A 16,760-nucleotide genomic window follows, 5' to 3' on the forward strand; every position below is an offset into this window, starting at 1 on the left:
TAGCTTAAAAAGCATATAAAATACAATTGCTTATCAGGTAATCATTCACGGAAAATAGCCACTTACACTCAAGAAAACCGTGAATTAAGAATTTTACTAACTCTATTTATAAATTTTCTTGCTTGTTTTCTTTTGAAGATGTATTTTATCATGACTTCTTAAAAGCATATTACAAAAAAAATGTACTTCACTTTCCGCAGTTTCTACTCATACTATTAAATTAAACCTATCAATTAATAACATTTTTTAAGGAGATGGATATATATTATGTATGACTTGCAAATGTTTACCATGAGAGATATGTCAGAATGTGGTTTAGCTCTGCGTAGTTTAGGCAAAAAAGCTAACAACATGGAGGAAGTTGGTAATCATATTGTTCAATATCTTTATAACAGTTTAATTGATTTAAAATCTGGTGAAAGATCCTGTGCCCTTGTCCGTTTTTTCAAAACTCACTCTTACGGAGAACTCCCACTAAAATTACAAGAATATACACATAGTCTTGTTAGCAATGATGTACTAGAAAATAATCTCAAGTGTTTAACTTTATTGTCAACTGCTGGACAAAAATCAGAATGGAACTCACGGCATAAATCTGAGGGGCACAAGGTAATTCCTCTCTTCAGTAAAGAGATGATTGCTCAGATACCTATGATTTTTCAACTTATCCAACAACTAGGGCTAAATCTTGATACTGTAGTGCGACCAGATCCGAATTTATTAACTGATTTAGAACAGAGGATGTATAACGTCTTTTATATCCCTGATGCCTTGGGTAGTCCTTATATTCCTTCACAAACATCATTTGTAATTCCTTATAATATCAAGTCTGTAGTTGGCTTTGGAGGATTATTGCCTTCAGGTAACATATTTATAATTATCATGTTCTTGAAAGTTGCTATTCCTCAGATAAGCGTCGATTTATTTCGTCCTCTAGCACTAAACGTAAAAATGGCAATACTACCTTTTGAAAATGAAAAGAATTTTACTGAGCAAGAGCAGCCTTTTGTAAGTGAGAATATTTCAACAAAAACAGATGATGAAACGTTTCAATATCTTAATTCACAGATTACAACACTAAATCAGTTATTAGATGTTTCCGAACAATCTACTATAAGTCAATCAGATCGCCTTGAACAAACAAATGCTTCCCTTCAGAAGACTTTAAAAAAGCTTCAATCAACTCAAATTCAACTAGTACATAACGAAAAAATGTCTAGTTTAGGGAAACTCGTTGCTGGTATTGCTCATGAAATTAACAACCCTGTTAACTTTATTCATGGTAATCTCAGTTATGCTAAAGAATATACTGATTCCATTCTAAAAATAATCCAGAAATATCAGAATTATTATCCAGATCCTCCCGAAGAAATTAAAAAATTAGTTAACGAGAATGACTTAGATTTCCTAATTCGAGACCTCACAAGAACTTTCAATTCTATGACAGTGGGAACGGAACGAATTACTGAAATTGTTAGCTCACTGCGAAATTTCTCTCGTTTAGATGAGGCAGAAATTAAACAAGTGTATATTCATGAAGGTATCGATAGTACTTTAATGATTTTAAAGCACTTTTTACAAGCTACAGATAAAACTCCAGAAATTGAAGTTGTTAAACAATATAGTCAATTACCTTTAATAGAATGCTATCCGGCTCAAATAAATCAAGCTTTTATGAATATCATTACTAATGCTATTGATGCATTACAAGGTAGTAATAAATCATGGTTTAGAGCTAATAATCAACTAGAAAAACCCAATTGTCTATTACCAGTAATTCGTATTTCCACTGAAGTAATTGATCCAGAATGGGTAGCAATAACCATTGCTGATAATGGTTCTGGAATGAATGAGAAAGTGCGTGCAAGATTATTTGACCCTTTTTTTACTACTAAACCCGTGGGTAAAGGCACGGGTTTAGGTCTATCGATTAGTTACCAGATTATAGTCGAACAACATCGCGGAAAAATCGGCTGTATTTCTGTTCCAGAGCAAGGGACAGAATTTGTGATTAAGATTCCTGTAAAGACTAAAAATGTGTAGGGCATAAATAAATTTACTTGCTCTGAAACCCAGCCAGGCAGGGGTAATTTCAATACGGTTTGGTTAAAGGGGAAAGATTTTGAATACATTCTTTACCCAGACCACAAGGAAAGTGAAAAATGCTTATCCGAACCGTATGAGGGTAATTCAACTATTTTTTCCCTGCCCCTGCTCTCGCGTCTCTTCGGTCAAGGTAGCCACCGGGGATGAAATCCGGCTAAAGGGAGTTGTTCTGGTCTAATTTCAACAGTCGCAGCATCAGCGATGGGTAGCAGAGGCATTAACCACAGGCTACTGGTAGCAATAACATCTCCATCATCAGTTTTCAAAGTGTTGTTGGGTAATGATGCTGGGGGGTTTGTTTGGGGTACTACTTGGTCAAATAACAAGCCTAAACCATCAGCAGATAAACTCATTTGCACATTTCGTTGAGCGGGAGGCAGTACTAGCAGTGGTTTCTGTTGCCCAGTTTTCAGATCAATTGCCACCACATAAGGTTGTTCTATATATTGTTCCTTGGATACTAGCTGTGTTAGCAAGCAATAGAGGGTGGGTGAGGCAATATCAAATTGGCAACTGACAATTGAGCCTGTTGTTTTTAAAAGTTGTTTCTGTACACCTTGGTTTGTCACCAAAAACAAATCTCGCGTGTAGTCTGTATTAAACTTTACCATTGCTGCTTGAGAGCCATCTTTAGAGAAAGCTTGTACCAAACCAAACTGCGGCAGAAAATCTAGAGGTTTACTGGCATCACCTTGCAGTGGTAAGATTGCTGCTCCCTGTCCTTGGGCAACTGCTACGGCTTTACTATCTGGGGTGATCATAAAGTCTCCCCCTGGTTGGCTTTTCAGACGTTTAGGGCTAGGTTTTTCTGCTGAACCGTCGCTGTTTGCTGGCATAAACCATAGTCCAAAGTCACCGGGATTATTTTTGTTTCCGCGCTGGATGACAATAGTTTGCCCATCAGGTGATAAGTCAAATTTCAGGTTTTGATAATCTTTACTATCTAAAACTAGGTCAACTTTGCCTCCTGGTTGTGCTTCTTGTCCAGGTTTACTAGAAACACCTGTTGTCACCGTGTACAGTTGGGCTGAAAGTAAGTCTTCGTTATTGGTGGCGCGAGCCGAAAATAAAATTTTCTCTCCATCTGGAAATGACTCGAAGTCGATTGCTATCAAGTCTTTGGGGGTAAGTACCCTTTTTTGTTCTTGGGTTAAGTTATATAAAACTAATCGTCCCTGTTCTTCTTGATTGGTTCCGATGTAAAGAATGACGCGATCGCGTGTACGGAAGCTCCCTGTAAAAGGCTGGATCAACCGATTTTTACCTTCTTGTTCCGCAAACTTATCTTTGGCTCCCTGTAACTGCAATTTATAATTCGTGCCATAAGGTGCTGGTGTTAGCAGCGTATAAACCATTCGCCGCCCTGCCCAACTGAATTTACCTGCTAGGGGTGGCTCGATTTTCAAGTTATCCTCTACGCTTTTTGTTTCCATTGGGCGGCTGAAGGTGAGGGTGAAGGAATTATCTTCCGCCCCAATCTGTTGATTTTGCCAGGTAAAGTCGCGCACACGAGCAGTTACCACATCACCTTGCAATATGATTAACCCAATCAGCACACTTAGCAGTAGCATCAGTGTGATCGCTATCCGATCCAATGGTTGGATAAATGCTTTAGATTTTGTCATTAGTCATTTGTCAATAGTCATTTGTCAATAGTCATTTGTCATTTGTTGATGACTAATAACTATAAGGATTTTGGGGTTGAGGAATCTTTTTGAGAGAGGTAGCAGCAATGGTAAGTTGGCGTTTACCTGCCAAATTTTCTGTCTTCATTTGTCCTTCTACTTCCAACCAAGTGTCAGGGGAATAAGGTTCTTGATTGTTGGGGAGTTTGACGGGTAATCCTACAGGGTAAGCATCTGCTGCACAACAAGTTAAGACAAATCGGGCTAAGAACAAATATTCTTTTCCTATATCTGGTGGATGGATGACAAATCCCTGAACTTTAACTTTTTGGCCTGTATATGTATCTGGTTCTGGATAGACATTGACAGTGCGTACCCAGTCTACAAGCGATCGCTCCTCTGGACGAACAGTAGCCCGAAAAGCTTGAGGTTTTACGCGTGTACTTCCCAATAAATCGGTGGTTACGCCCCTTTGGAGTGCTTTGTCACTAGCAAAAACTTGCGGTGTAATGATAAAACCCAGAATCGCTGTAGTCAACAATAAAACACTGCCCCAACCAGGGGGAAATAAACTAATATGTTGGCCGCTTGGCGTAACATCACGGCGACGGCGCTGCCAAAGTTCCTGCATCTTGAAGAAACCAATAACAATCAAGCTGATACCTGTCACAACCACAAACCAAATGTAATTTGGATGAATTAATAGGTTTAGCTTGTTAGTTAGCCAATATCTCAACATCAAAATGCCCCAAGATGTAATTGCTAGGGCATCCAACCAAGGGAGTAACAGATTTGGGATTTTAGATTTAGGATTTTTATTAGCCATTAGTTATTGGACATGGGGCATTGTTTATTTGCAAAGAACAAAAGATGAATTCTTTAAAAAACGTGCAAGTTGAGGAAAAGAGTTAACACAAATGTTAATTGTGCTGCTAGAGCAAATAAGTAAAAGACAGTTTTGGGCTTAAAAATAGATAACATCAAACCAACACTTTTGATGTCAATCATTGGGCCAAACACTAGAAATGCCAACAAGGAACCGCTACTAAAGGTCGAGGCAAAAGATAGAGCAAAGAAAGAATCGACTGTAGAACAAATTGACACCACTACTGCTAATATCAGCATGACTACAATCGAGCTAATAGGCCCGGCACCCAAACTGAGAATTAATTCACGGGGAGCTAAGACTTGAATCGCAGCTGCGATCGCACTTCCTAAAATCATCACTCCACCCAATTCTCGGAATTCTTGGACGCTATTATCTACCACTAGGCGCAGTTTATCTGCAAGGGGTTTATTGGTATTAGAAATTGGGGTAGTCGCCTGTACAAAATTAGCGTCTATCCGCAGAGGTACACCTGCTTTTCCTCCTAAAATATAAGTCCCAGATTGCAAGATGTTTGGTAGTGCTTCTTGCTGTTCTACTTGGTAACGTTTACCACGGCGTTTGGTTTCAGGCTGCGCGGGTGGATTAAACTTCATATACCGAGCGATCGCAGGTTGAATTATCGGATTTAAGTCCTTTTGAAAACTGAAAACAAAACCAATAATTGTGGCAATTGCTAGAGAAAATACGACTCGTAAGACCACTATTTCTGGCTGATCTCGAAATGCTGTCCAAGTTGACCAAATTACAATTGGGTTAATTGTTGGCGCTGCTAGCAAAAAACCAATGGCAACTGGTGTGGGTACTCCCTGAATCAGGAACCGCCGCGCTACCGGTACATTCCCGCACTCACACACCGGAAACAAAAAGCCAATCATGCTGCCAACTAAAGCACCCAGCAGCGGATTTTTGGGCATTTTTTCTACTAATTTGCGCTCATCAACAAAAAATAGCAGCAAACTAGAGAATAAGACCCCAAGAAGCAAAAAAGGCATCGCCTCGACTAGCAGACTTAGAAATATCGTAAAACCATTGTTCAGTTGATTCATGTGCGTCGCAGTCAAAAGCGGTTTTTAGTTTTAGGGTTCTGCCTAGTCATTCTATCGAAATGGGGATCAAAAGCAGTTCGGGAAAATTAAACATCATTTAAGTAGCAAGTTATCTTACGTTTTAAATAGCGCTTAAACGCTATAAACCTTTGCTTCAGCCAAGATAGTAATTTTTACCTGAGTGCATTTACTGACGATGACCAGTTCTAAGATTGTCTAAGTTCAGAAATTGTTCCGATTATAGAAGGCAAGTAGCTGCATAGATGATTTGAAGTTACCTATGTTTATACTGACAGTAATTTGCTGGATAAGACATTAGCTCGGCTGTATTTTCATCAAGTATTCACAGTTATTCAACATTTAGCTTAGGCGTAGCCCATCGTAGATATCGTTCTTGGTTACTACAACGATTGATTTTGGGTAGTTTTGGCGAAATCTAATCTGAGCTTTGCTTGATTTTTTACTATAAAAACTCTAAAAAAGCAAGACAAAAGTTTAGCAAACATGGTAAATGCTTGCAATACCTTCTCCTCAAAGACAAGGTATTGTGGCGATCGCTATTTTGTATATATAAAAATCGCCATTAGGCTAATAACCTGGACGGTAGCCATTCAGAACCCAGGCTTTTTAAATAAGTTGGGGTTCTAGTATTCGCTGTTAATTACGTTTTTGTGGAGTCCCCCAAATCTTGATTTGTCGATCAAATCCGCCACTGGCGAGGATTTTACCATTGGGACTGAAAGCGATCGCACTTACCCAGTCTGTATGTCCATTCAGTGTATTGATTAACTCACCTGTAGTTAAATTCCAGACTTTAATCCCATCTTTGCCGGCACTAGCAAGGGTTTGTCCATCGGGGTTAATGGCGATCGCATTTACCCAGTTATTATGTCCTGTGAGGGTACGGACTAATTCTCCAGTATTAATATTCCACACTTTGACTGTGCGATCGCGGCTAGCACTCACTAATGTCTGTCCATTTGGTGTAAAGATGACAGCGCTAACAACATTAGAATGAGCGACAAATTCACTAGTTAATTTGCCAGTAGTCAAGCTCCATACTTTGATTACACCCTTACTATCACCACTAGCCAAGCTCTGCCCATCAGGGCTAATGGCTAGAGTATAAATCAAGTTATCGAAGCTTACTAGAGTCCCCAAAGGGCGCTGCTGTAGTAAATCCCATAGCCGAATCCCATCCAAAGCTCCACTGATCAGAACTTTACTATCAGGAGACACCGCTAAAGATAATACGTTACTGGTATGTCCCACAAAAGAGCGGCTAAATTTAAAATTTTTCAGGCTCCAGAGGTTAATCGTGTTGTCATCACTACAACTAGCAAGGGTTTGCCCATCTGGTGAAATCACTAAAGACTCTACGGCTGCTTTGTGTGCTTTATTAATATCCCCTAACTTTTTACCATTTGCTGGATTCCACAGGCGAATAATCCCCTCATTTTCTGCACCTCCACTCGCAAGAAGTCTGCTATCTGGACTGAAAGCGAGAGATTTAACAGTTCCGTTATGTCCTCTGAGTGTGTAAAGTAGTTGGGCATTAGCAAAGCTGTTAGTAGTTGGGGAGTTTGGTGTTACTTCAGAGGCAGCATGAGCTTGATGAATGTAAAACCCTTGCCAGATAGTCACTGGAAGGGCAACAGCTGCCATAAATGACAGGATAATATACGGACGCAGAAAATTATCCCCACCTCTTCCCTCACTACTCACACTTTTTCCTCACTTTTTATTTACAAACAAACCACTTAGAATTATGAATTATCAAATCATAACTCCTGTACAGACGCGATTAATCGCGTCTCTCCTACTCAGCACTCTTAAAGAGGTGGTTTTTTCTTAGAAACGCTTAACATTGGTAAAGGCGCACTAGAAGAACGAGAGGGCAAATAATGTTGCACCACAGGTTCCTCTGGTAGAGGACGGCGCTGCTGGAAACGCCACAGCTTAAAGGCTAGCGCTATGCCTGTTGTTCCCAAACCAAAAGCGAACAATGACCAGCTATCATTCAATCCGCCAATCAGGGCATCTATAGCGCCCATCGTCACCAATACACTGATTAGTGGCTCTTTTCGGTAGGTTGACTTCAAAAAACGAGGTAATACAGCATTCATCACAGCTTGGTTGGTTCCAGTTCAGCTTTTGTGTATATTTACCAAGAATACCTCACCCTTAATTTGCCTTTCTCATCGAAGGCAGACACTAATTATGATTTTCTTTAGTTGGGGAGGAAGTATAGTCATTAATTGCCTTGCACATACTAGTTGCAAGTCTATGATATTTCTATCACTAATAGGTATTTTGATTCCTCTCTTGCTTACATTCTAGTGCAAAGTATTTCGCTATCAATCGCCAAAGTCAAAACCAACTGGTTGTTCCAGCTGGTTGAAACTCTTTTAACTATTAGCTTACAACTTGCACCTTGTGCTGGTTGGTGGCACTACTTCAGACCCAGCCATGATAGCACCCCTTGATTGGTGACATATTCAATCACCAGCATCAAACCGAAGCCAATCATTGCAGCTCGACCATTCAAGCGTTCAGCATATTCGTTAAAGCCAAACTTTGGCTCTTCTAGTTTAGGTGTAATTGTTGGTTGTGTTTGTGTCATTTTTAAGAAACCTTTTTTCGGCAAACGGGAGTTGATATGAGAATTCACAGCAATTGTCAGGTACAAGCGGTAAAGGTTAAAGGAATTAAATAGTATTTTCCCCTTCAGCTTTACCCTAAACTTGGTAACTTATGAGCTAATTGCAGTGCTTGAATGTCAAGATCAGTTGATCGATTCAGCAAAAGCTTCCTAGTAGGGAGCTATACAATCGCTCTTTTAATAAATTGTTACTATTCTTTATATATTGTATAAACACTGGGGTAATAGTCAAGGGCTTGAGTTTGGGGCTACTCAGATTAAATTAAGAAACTTAGAACACAGATTAACTATCTTTAATACAGCTATCTGTAATAAGTCGGTAGCAAGCTTGAGATTCGCAGGCTAGAGTTAAACAAAAAAATTATCAGAGGCTATATATGGAAATCGGCGTTCCGAAGGAAAATAAGGATCAAGAATTTCGTGTAGGGTTAAGTCCTTCTAGTGTGCGGGTGCTGCGAGAAAATGGTCATAGCATCTTCGTAGAGACACAAGCAGGTAATGGTGCTGGATTTTCAGATGACGACTACAGAAGTGCTGGAGCCGAGATTGTCCCTACATCAGAAACGGCTTGGAATCGGGAATTGGTTGTGAAAGTCAAAGAGCCGTTGACATCTGAGTATAAATTTTTGCAGAAAGGGCAAATATTATTTACTTATTTACATTTAGCTGCCGATCGCAAATTGACAGAGCATTTAATTGATTGTGGCACTTGTGCGATCGCCTACGAAACAGTAGAACAAACTGGTGCTAACAAACTCCCCTTGCTCACCCCCATGAGCGTGATTGCCGGTCGGCTAGCAGTACAATTTGGGGCGAGATTCCTAGAACGTCAGCAAGGTGGTAGAGGATTGCTTTTGGGTGGTGTCCCTGGAGTCAAACCAGGTAAAGTAGTAATTTTAGGTGGCGGTGTTGTCGGCACAGAAGCAGCTAAAATTGCAGTGGGTATGGGTGCGATCGTGCAGATTTTAGATGTGAGTGTCGAGCGGTTATCTTACCTCGAAACCCTCTTTGGCTCTAGGGTAGAATTCCTTTACAGCAACTCCGCTCACATTGAAGCCGCAGTTATTGAAGCCGATTTACTCATCGGTGCAGTTTTAGTGTTAGGACGTAGAGCCCCAACATTAGTATCGCGCGAATTAGTTAAACAAATGCGCCCTGGTTCGGTAATAGTTGATGTAGCCGTTGACCAAGGTGGTTGTATAGAAACTTTACGCGCCACATCTCACACAAATCCGGTATACCTTGAAGAGGGTGTGGTGCATTATGGTGTACCTAATATGCCAGGAGCAGTACCTTGGACAGCAACTCAGGCACTCAATAATAGTACATTACCTTATATTGTCCAGTTGGCGAATTTGGGAATTATGGCGCTAGAAGTTAACCCAGCCTTAGCTAAGGGTGTGAATGTGCAGAATCATCGCTTAGTGCATCCGGCTGTGCAAGAGGTGTTCCCTGATTTGGTAAATTAAGGTGTGCAAGTATTAGGCGATCAGTAATCAGACTAATTTTCTTGCCTTATGCGCGGATGGGTAGGTGTACAAAATGAGAAGGAGCAAAAAATGGCTACTGCTCCATCTATATAATGCTTTCAGGCACTAGTATTTTTAAACCATCCGCGCACCCTATGGGGACTGGCTTTCAGCGATTTGCATCTTGTGCTATGACTATTTGCTGTGTTATGATTCACACATTCGCGCAACTGCACCTTGAAAACCAAATATAACAAGGCTTTCAGAAGCCAGCTATTGCAATTCATCTAAATCCCTATTAGGGATTGAAACAATCGCCTCACTTTATCAATCGGCCATTGCAGATGTTAATGCTGTATTAAGGCAATTGGTAATATCAATTTTTTAAAGCATCACCAAACTACCTTCTGCTTCTTCTTCTAGTTCATAACCATTAGCCAATTTTTCAATTGCTTGGTCAATCATTGCCAAACCTTGATCTACCTTTTCAACCAAACTTAGCTGTCCTCGAAGTTCGGCAGCACCAACGAAACCCTTAGCATACCAAGTCATGTGCTTACGGGCTTGACGCACGCCGCGATCGCCTTTATATTCCCACAAGGCTTGTAAATGATCTCTTGCACATTCCAAACGCTGAATCGGGGTAGGTGTCGGTAATATTTCCCCAGTTTTCAGGAAGTGATCGATTTCTCCAACCAAAAACGGATAACCCAAAGTCCCACGGGAACACATCACACCATCAGCACCAGTTTGTTCTAAACATTTCACCGCCGCTTCAACGGAAAAAATATCTCCATTCCCAATTACTGGGATAGAAAGCACTTCCTTTACACGAGTAATCCATTCCCAACGGGCATTGCCATTGTATCCTTGAGCGCGGGTGCGTCCGTGGACTGTGATCATTTGTGCCCCTGCATCTTCCATCCGCTTGGCAAAGTCGAGAATAGTAATTTCGTTGTCATTCCAGCCAATACGGGTTTTTACTGTCACAGGTACATCAACAGCTTTTACCACTTCCCGCACAATTGCTTCTGCTACTTCTGGTTGCCGCAACAACGAAGAACCGCCACCATTTTTAGTGATTTTATTTACCGGACAACCCATATTAATATCAATAGTATCAGCACCTTCGGCAACTGCCTTGATTGCTGCTTCTGCCAAAAAATCGGGACGGCAATCAAATAGTTGAATGCTTATTGGGCGTTCGTTGGGATCTACCTCCATAATTTTGGGTAACTGCTTAACATAATGCAATCCCGTAGCATTCACCATTTCGGTATACATCATCGAATCTGGCGCATAGCGACGCACGAGACGGCGAAACACCATATCTGTTACCCCAGATAGAGGCGACTGGAGAACCCGACTTTTTACCTCAAACGATCCAATTTTGAGGGGTTGGGAAAGTCTAGCCTGGAGAATGGGGGAGAGCGAAATCATACAAAAAATTAAAAATTATGGGAATGGGAAATAACAGGAATATTTACGGGTATCTTTGAGCAGTGCTAATTGTAGGTTAGCTATCCTGACTTGGAGGCTGTTTTTGCATTTCTTGCTGAACTTCCTCTAAACTCAAACCTAACTCTTTTGCTGTTTCTTCATAACTCAATCCTAATCTCAACAACAAAGGTATCATTCTAAACTTTTCTTTCAGCGCTCCTTCTTCCTTGCCTTCTTGATAAACTCGTGTTTGTTTCAAATCACTTAGCCAAAACATACCTTCAATCTCCTCTCGGCTCATTGTCGGAAACTTATAAACCAAAATTGTCTCTATTAATTCTAGTAACTGCCGCCGTTGTGGTTCAATGTTAATTTCTTGCTGAGTTCTGTTTATTAACCGCCTAGCAGATGTAATTGCTGTATCTTTTTCATCGACAACTAATTTCATGGTAGCAATTCCAATTGGTAGCGATGCAGTTTCACCTAATTCATTTAGATAGATGCGACTGATGCGATTGCTAGTGAAAAATTCGCTGTAATTATTGATATCTGCTGTATCTAGACTGCGATTCAGATAGATAACTACTCCTCGCCATGAATTTTTAGGTTTATTTTGACGTAAGTATAAACAAATCTCGTAAATTAGGCGCGAATAAATTTCTGTGTCGGTTTGAAACTGGACTTCAACAAAGTAAATCGGATTTTCTTCCCCTTGTGTTGGGAGAAAAACACCATCTATACGGAATGCAGTTTGCTTGATTTCAATTGAGGAGAATTTATAATCCTCTGCGGTTTGAAGTGGATTACCAATTAATTCAAAAAAGACCCCAGGAAGTTCTTGAAAAAGGCGGTAAAAAATGCTGTCAGTTTTCACACTTGATGTATTGCGGTGATTTAAACCGTTAGATTTTACCGTGAAATACTACTGATAAAAATTAGTAAACCGACTGCGGGAAGCAATCGGCTTAACAAATTCATCATTTAGTTGCAATTTAGCCGTGAGTTGCACCTTGAGGGGGACGCGAGACAACTTTTTTGGCTAAACCCAAAGTCTGCAAAACTAGGATGCTCCACCAAGTAACATCAATCTCCCACCAAGACAACCCAGATTTCGCCATGTGGGGATAAGTATGATGGTTGTTATGCCATCCTTCTCCATAAGTGACGAGGGATACCCACCAAAGATTACGAGCGCCATCGTTAGCATCAAAGGTGCGATAACCCCACAGGTGTGATGCTGAGTTTACAAACCAGGTTGAGTGCCAAAGCAAGACACATCTGAGAAACACTCCGTAGAAGACAAAAGGCCATCCTCCTAACCCATATAGGAGCAGTGCGAAGGGTATTTGCAACAGCAAGAAGTAGCGATCTAGCCAACAATAAAAGGGTTGTCTTGCTAAATCAGGGGCATATTTTTTATAGGTGTCATAGTCAAAAAATTCTGGGCGTGGGTAGAAAATCCATAATATATGACTCCACCAAAACCCTCTTTGAGCAGAGTATGGGTCTAAATTAATATCTTCCGTGTGGGCGTGATGCTGGCGGTGTCCACCTACCCAAAAAATTGGCCCACCTTGCAAAGCCAACGCTCCGATTAGGGCGATCGCATACTCTAACCACTTGGGAACTTGGAAACTCTTATGGCTCAGTAGTCTATGATATCCCAGGCAAATACCAATGCTCCCGAATAACCAGTGGAGAAACACTAGCAAACCCAATGCTGGCCAGGAGAAGAACCAAGGAGCCAGAAGTGCTAAGGCATGAAATGTAGCAAAAAATACTACATTTGTCCAACTGAGTTGAGGTAACTTGCCTCTCTCAGGGGCGATGGCTTCGCCAACGCCTTTGGCGAACGCCCCAAAATTTGCGGTCATAAAAATTCCTGTTGATGGATGATGAAACAATTTGCCTTTTCTCGGATGCCACCCCACAAGGGATTTACCCGCACTGTATACTAATTCGTTACAGTAGAGTAAAGCAAGTATCACTTACATTTGTTATGCTAGCAGAACTCTGATACCTCTGCAAGTGCCACTTGCATTTTTCTATGTCGTCTCACCTCGTTTCCACTCGTCAACGCTTGATTCAAGCTGCACTTGAGTTGTTTTCTGCTCAGGGAGTTAGCGCTACCACAACCCGCCAAATTGCAGAAAAAGCCGAAGTCAACGAAGTGACTCTATTTCGGAATTTTGGCAATAAGCATGGACTGCTTTTAGCGGTGCTGGAAGAGTCCGCAGCCTTTAAGGATTTAGGTGAATCGCTGGTGCGGCGGGCAATGCCTCCCGGCAATGTATACCAAGCTCTGAAAGATTATGCAAGTGATAGCTTGCACGCATTAGAACGAGTGCCAGAGTTTGTCCGGTCTGTGGTGGGTGAAGCCGACCAATTCCCGGCAGAAAATCGCCGCGCACTAGGCAGGGGAGTCACAGAGGCAAACCGTTATGTAGCTCAGTATTTAGCTACTGTAATCCAGCAAGGGCACCTAAATACTTATTTACCAGCAGAAAAATTAGCTAGTTTGCTAAATGGGATGATCTTGGGATATGCCGTAATTGAGTTCACTAGCGAATTTCACGAACTTTGGGAGGATCGGGATGATTTTCTCGAAAATTTGGTGGAGTTGTTTTTACATGGAGCGATGTCATCCTCAGCAGAATCAGCAATAAACTGCTTACAAGGAGGATTCACCACTACAGAAATAGCTGATTTACCAGCTAGTTTAGTTCACGAAATTTTACAACAAGCCAGGAAATCGGGAACCCGAGATTATGCCTTGGCTTATGTGTTATTCGGGGCTGGGTTATCCGCTACAGAAATAATTCGCTTGGAGCGATCGCACCAAATCTACGACAGTCAAGGGCACTTCCTGCAAATTACAATCCCCGGATTTGTCCGTCAAGTGTCGGTAAATCAGTGGATTTTGGGCAAACGCTACGGTTCTTTTACCAATAATCCCTTAATTAAATGGTTGAAAAGTCGTAAAGATACTCAAACAGCCATGTTTTTAAATGAGACAGGTAAACCCATGACAGAATCAGAGCTTGAGACACGTTGGCAAGTATGGAGTGAGAGACTATTAACTCCCCAAGGACAAACGCCAGCGATCGCTCAGGCACAACAAACTTGGCGCGTAGAAATGTTAATGCGGGGAATTACCTTGGAAAACCTGATTATCTTAACAGGTTGCGATCGCGCCCAATTACAACCCTATGTCCGCCGAGCTAAAGAAAAAGCTGCCCTAGAGCAAGCCACCCGTTTGGACCAGAAGCCAGGATAGGGTACGCCTAAGCAATTAAAAATTAAAAATGAATAAATGCAAGGGCAGTAAGCATTTTGGTGTCGATAAATTGTTTAATTCAAGGGTTCCATAATGGCTCTTAAACCATTGCTAGAGAGTGTTTTGAGCATTTCTTTAGCGTTATATTCACTGCTAAATACTCCTGCTTGCATAACTCTTTGACCTTCCCAAACTGTGGGAAAGGCACCAGGAGCAAGCGATCGCACTAAGTCTTGATCCCTATCAGTGAGGAGTGGAACTACTACGCGATAACGGATACCGAACTGTGTCGCAGATTTACTGGCATAAGGAATACTTGCAGAACTTGTTTGCATATTGCCAGTATTACTAATGGGGATATTGTTATCGGGAAGTGGTAAAAGTGCTGACGCATTTGGGGCAGTAGCTTCTAGTATTGGCAATGGCTGCTGTGTTTGATTCCTTGTGCTGGAAACTGAATTGGATGGGTACTCAGGGGCAGTAAATTCAATCGTATTAGGATCAATCCGCACATAATTCAACTGTGGTGTATTAGGCGGCTGTGCTGGACTGGAAATTGCAATTTGAGTGTTAGTTGGTATTTGTCTTGCCGACAAGCTGCTAGGAGTCGGAAATCCAGCAACTTTAGATGCGGGTTGCTGTTGATTGGATATAGGCGTGGAAAGTGGAACTTTAGGTGGCACTAATGGCAGCAGTTGACTGTTTAATTGTGTAGAAACAGGATTATTTACTGAAATGCTGTTGCTAGTTTGCCTATTAGTAGTTTCAGGGATTCCGGGAGCCGAGAAGGTGATTTCCCCAGTTGGTGGTATTTCTTGTAATACATTGTTGGGAGCCGATTGAGAATTTTGTGCTGCTAGTGCTATTGTGCCGTTAATATCTACCTTGCCAGTGATGCGATCGCTCAGAAGATTATTACCGCCAGCAGAAATCACCTGTTTAGCAGCACTGGCGTTAATGTCATAGCGAGCATTATTTTGAAATTGATTACCTCCAGGTTCCGATGCACTACCCAAATCTGGCATTGCTTGAGCGATCGCAACTAGACCATCTTCTTTATTATCTTGAATAATATTATTCCGTAAAATCGGGTGCGCCTTTGCTTGCACTACAATTCCCGATCTATTGTTCTGAATTTGATTGCCTATAACTATAGGAGCGGCATTTTGGGCAATATTAATGCCAAAACCCGTTTGGTGAAAGACATTCTCTTTCACTTGGGGACTGGAATTCCCGGCAATTGTCATGCCATTGGCTCCATTGCGATCGAAGTAATTCTTGCTAATGGTAGGTGCAGCATTACCACTGACAGAAATCCCATCTTGGGTACTGCCGGTAAATGTATTTTCCGCAATTACCGGATCGTTAGATTCAATCCATAAACCGTAACCCCGGCGATTGGGGTTCGTCACCGTTACCCCAGTAAGCAAAGCTTGGTTTGCCCCCACAATTGTGACGTTTTGACCGCCAAAGCTCCGACTCAGGTAATCACCGCCTCCTTGAATAATAATATCCTTACCTTGATTGCTAGGGTTGCCTTGAATTGAAACACCCGGTTTCAGCATTAAGGGAAATTCCTCTCCTGTCTCGGCGCTATAAGTGCCCCTGGAGAGCATAATTACAGTATTGGGGTTAGCTAATCGCAACGCATGGGTAATCGTTTTCACAGGAGCAGATTCGCTACCATTACCTGCGCTGTCATTTCCACCATTTGGGTTGACAAACAGCACGTTAGCCTGAGAATTTTTTGTCTCACTTAGAGGTGCTGAATTTGGTGTTGGTGGCATCTGAGCGATCGCACTATCCAGGAACGTCATACTTGTCGCTCCCATCCCTACGGTAAAAGATAATACCGATGAACTAAAAAATAAAAGTCTTGCTGATTCCAGAAACTTAAGCTTTGTAAGCATAATATCTACTCTACGGTACTTAGCAAACGCACGATAGTGAATCATATTTAACACAACTTTCTTAGAAGTAACAATAAATTCTTATACTCTTAAAGAGTATTATGTCGATAATATTACTCACATATTGACCGATTGGCGATTTTTAATACAGGGTAATAAATGATATTGTGCCTGTTCGAGAATACCTGGCTCTAAAAGTCACGCTACGCGATCGCCAAAATACCCTCACCTTAAAAGAGCTTGTAATTCAGGACTTACGCAAAAAATCCTTCCTCGAAAGACAAACACTCTCTAAATAGTATCTATGCAGTCTCCATTGAATTTGCCCATAGGATA

The 16,760-nt window shown here is 41.3% G+C and carries 13 protein-coding genes; 3 read left to right on the top strand and 10 right to left on the bottom strand.

Annotated features, from left to right (window positions below; genetic code table 11):
* Positions 1 to 267 precede the first annotated feature (267 nt).
* Entirely contained in the window at positions 268 to 2,043 is a 1,776-nt protein-coding gene (locus tag FBB35_RS28455; protein WP_174712426.1) for a sensor histidine kinase, read from the top strand.
* A gap of 188 nt (positions 2,044 to 2,231) precedes the next feature.
* Here the strand turns inward: FBB35_RS28455 and FBB35_RS28460 are convergent, their stop codons facing one another.
* From FBB35_RS28460 to FBB35_RS28485, 6 genes are all read right to left on the bottom strand, one after another.
* A complete protein-coding gene (locus FBB35_RS28460) occupies positions 2,232 to 3,731 on the bottom strand; it encodes an Ig-like domain-containing protein (protein WP_174712427.1) in 1,500 nt (499 codons plus the stop codon).
* 52 nt (positions 3,732 to 3,783) lie between these two features.
* Positions 3,784 to 4,557, bottom strand: a complete 774-nt coding sequence (locus FBB35_RS28465) for a TIGR03943 family protein (protein WP_174712428.1) — start codon at positions 4,555 to 4,557, stop codon at positions 3,784 to 3,786.
* Between the two features lie 53 nt (positions 4,558 to 4,610).
* Positions 4,611 to 5,666, bottom strand: coding sequence for a permease (locus tag FBB35_RS28470; RefSeq protein WP_174712429.1), 1,056 nt, complete (start codon positions 5,664 to 5,666; stop codon positions 4,611 to 4,613).
* A gap of 657 nt (positions 5,667 to 6,323) precedes the next feature.
* Entirely contained in the window at positions 6,324 to 7,331 is a 1,008-nt protein-coding gene (locus FBB35_RS28475) for a WD40 repeat domain-containing protein (RefSeq protein WP_174712430.1), read from the bottom strand.
* Positions 7,332 to 7,498: 167 nt separating this feature from the next.
* On the bottom strand, positions 7,499 to 7,792 hold the full coding sequence (locus tag FBB35_RS28480; protein WP_012410339.1) for a hypothetical protein: 294 nt from the start codon (positions 7,790 to 7,792) through the stop codon (positions 7,499 to 7,501).
* 326 nt (positions 7,793 to 8,118) lie between these two features.
* A complete protein-coding gene (locus tag FBB35_RS28485) occupies positions 8,119 to 8,289 on the bottom strand; it encodes a hypothetical protein (protein WP_099099534.1) in 171 nt (56 codons plus the stop codon).
* Between the two features lie 416 nt (positions 8,290 to 8,705).
* Between FBB35_RS28485 and ald the strand changes: the two genes are divergently transcribed.
* The gene (ald, locus tag FBB35_RS28490; RefSeq protein ID WP_174712431.1) at positions 8,706 to 9,797 is read left to right on the top strand and encodes an alanine dehydrogenase; all 1,092 of its coding nucleotides are present in this window, start codon (positions 8,706 to 8,708) and stop codon (positions 9,795 to 9,797) included.
* Between the two features lie 384 nt (positions 9,798 to 10,181).
* On the opposite strand, the gene dusB is transcribed toward ald, so the two are convergent.
* The 3 genes from dusB to FBB35_RS28505 form a co-directional block, all read right to left on the bottom strand.
* A complete protein-coding gene (gene dusB, locus FBB35_RS28495; protein ID WP_174712432.1) occupies positions 10,182 to 11,237 on the bottom strand; it encodes a tRNA dihydrouridine synthase DusB in 1,056 nt (351 codons plus the stop codon).
* Positions 11,238 to 11,313: 76 nt separating this feature from the next.
* A complete protein-coding gene (locus FBB35_RS28500) occupies positions 11,314 to 12,111 on the bottom strand; it encodes an Rpn family recombination-promoting nuclease/putative transposase (RefSeq protein WP_174712433.1) in 798 nt (265 codons plus the stop codon).
* A 118-nt stretch (positions 12,112 to 12,229) separates the two neighbouring features.
* A complete protein-coding gene (locus FBB35_RS28505; protein ID WP_174712434.1) occupies positions 12,230 to 13,111 on the bottom strand; it encodes a fatty acid desaturase in 882 nt (293 codons plus the stop codon).
* Between the two features lie 173 nt (positions 13,112 to 13,284).
* Between FBB35_RS28505 and FBB35_RS28510 the strand changes: the two genes are divergently transcribed.
* Entirely contained in the window at positions 13,285 to 14,514 is a 1,230-nt protein-coding gene (locus FBB35_RS28510; RefSeq protein WP_174712435.1) for a TetR/AcrR family transcriptional regulator, read from the top strand.
* Positions 14,515 to 14,588: 74 nt separating this feature from the next.
* On the opposite strand, the gene FBB35_RS28515 is transcribed toward FBB35_RS28510, so the two are convergent.
* Complete coding sequence (locus tag FBB35_RS28515; RefSeq protein WP_254625716.1) at positions 14,589 to 16,424, bottom strand: DUF1565 domain-containing protein; 1,836 nt, start codon at positions 16,422 to 16,424, stop codon at positions 14,589 to 14,591.
* Between the last annotated feature and the right edge of the window lie 336 nt (positions 16,425 to 16,760).

Source organism: Nostoc sp. TCL240-02, assembly GCF_013343235.1.
Classification (GTDB): Bacteria; Cyanobacteriota; Cyanobacteriia; order Cyanobacteriales; family Nostocaceae; genus Nostoc.